The sequence below is a fragment of the Streptomyces sp. NPDC096193 genome, from assembly GCF_040302905.1.
GTDB lineage: Bacteria > Actinomycetota > Actinomycetes > Streptomycetales > Streptomycetaceae > Streptomyces.
This window is the reverse complement of record NZ_JBEOSJ010000022.1, coordinates 1-1,219: the sequence shown is the minus strand read 5'-3', so window position 1 is coordinate 1,219 and position 1,219 is coordinate 1. Positions and strand designations below refer to the sequence as shown.

General features: G+C 68.3%; 2 protein-coding genes and 1 pseudogene. 1 reads left to right on the top strand and 2 read right to left on the bottom strand.

What is annotated here, in order from left to right; genetic code table 11:
• Nucleotides 1-130 precede the first annotated feature (130 nt).
• Nucleotides 131-370 carry a chaplin gene (locus ABTX78_RS26865; RefSeq protein ID WP_352209371.1) on the bottom strand — a complete coding sequence of 80 codons (240 nt, stop codon included), beginning with the start codon at nt 368-370 and terminating at the stop codon, nt 131-133.
• 260 nt (nt 371-630) lie between these two features.
• Here ABTX78_RS26865 and ABTX78_RS26860 point away from each other — a divergent pair, with 260 nt between their 5' ends.
• Entirely contained in the window at nt 631-1,035 is a 405-nt protein-coding gene (locus ABTX78_RS26860) for a rodlin (protein ID WP_352209370.1), read from the top strand.
• Nucleotides 1,036-1,127: 92 nt separating this feature from the next.
• Here the strand turns inward: ABTX78_RS26860 and ABTX78_RS36190 are convergent.
• Nucleotides 1,128-1,219, bottom strand: a pseudogene (locus ABTX78_RS36190) (vitamin K epoxide reductase family protein); the annotation flags it as partial.

Here is a 1,219-nt window from a genome sequence, read left to right as displayed (position 1 = left end):
GGTGAGCCCCGCCTCGTCGCCGAAGGTGGCCAGCGTCTCCTCGTACGCGTAGTACGGCCGGTACGGGATCTCCACCGCGCCCCAGTAGGGTCAGGACCGGGGCGCCACCCTGGAAACGCACAAGCGGAGATCAGTCGTTGACGCAGGTGTTGCCGAACGCCGGGTTCAGGAGGCCGATCACGTTGACGCTGTTGCCGCAGACGTTCACCGGGATGTGGACCGGGACCTGGGCCGCGTTGCCGGACAGGACACCCGGGGAGTGGGCGGCCGCACCCTGGGCGCCGGCGTCGGCGAACGCGGAACCGGCGGCGGAACCGGCGGCGAGCCCGGCGGTGGCGAGGACCAGGGCGGCCTTCTTGGCAGTCTTCATGAAAACAGCACCTTCTGTTCGATGGTTTGCCCGGGGTCCGGGCTCACACGGATCAAAACGGATGAGGCACAGAGATGACACGCACGCCTCGCCGCTGCCCCCCATTCGGCCCAATGCGTATACGCGCCGGAGCTTCCGCGAACCGTATTGCCGCGCGGGCCGGACAAGACCATTTGAGTGAACCGCCGGAACCATTCGCCCGGGCCGCTGGTTGTCAGGGCGCTCCAGCAGTGGGCATCCAGGCGACAGAAGGACGGAACATGCTCAAGAAGGTTATGGCAACTGCCGCGATCACCTTTTCCGTGGCGGCCGCGGGGGCGACGATGGCCCCGCAGGCTATGGCCGTCGGCAACGGCAATGACACGACGGCCCTGAGCGGCAACGGCGCCGCGCAGGCCTACGGCAACTTCTCGACCGACGGCGAGCAGAGCACCCAGCTCGGCCTCGTCCAGGGCTCGCTCAACAAGCCCTGCATCGGTCTGCCGGCGAAGCTCGACGTCGGTTCCGTCGTCGGCGTCGTGCCGATCACCGTCCAGGACCTGCTGACGACCCAGCAGAACCAGCAGTGCGCCGAGAACTCCACCCAGGTCAAGGGTGACGACACCCTGTCGCACCTTCTCAGCCAGATCCCGGTGCTCTCGGGCAACGGCGTGGCCAACGACTAGTCGTCGGCCGGCACGCACCGGGCCCCCCGTCGCCATCGGCACGGGGGGCCCGGTGCTGTCGTACGCGGATGGTCACCCGCGCGGACGCGCGCTCAGCCGGTCCAGAAGTCCCACCAGCGGGTCAGGATCAGCATGCCGATGATCCCGATCCACAGCACCGGCGGCATCCAGTGGAACTCCAGCA

Coding starts and splice junctions, on each gene's coding strand:
- ABTX78_RS26865 (WP_352209371.1), bottom strand. CDS start 370: ATGAAGACTGCCAAGAAGGCCGCCCTGGTCCTCGCCACCGCCGGGCTC.
- ABTX78_RS26860 (WP_352209370.1), top strand. CDS start 631: ATGCTCAAGAAGGTTATGGCAACTGCCGCGATCACCTTTTCCGTGGCG.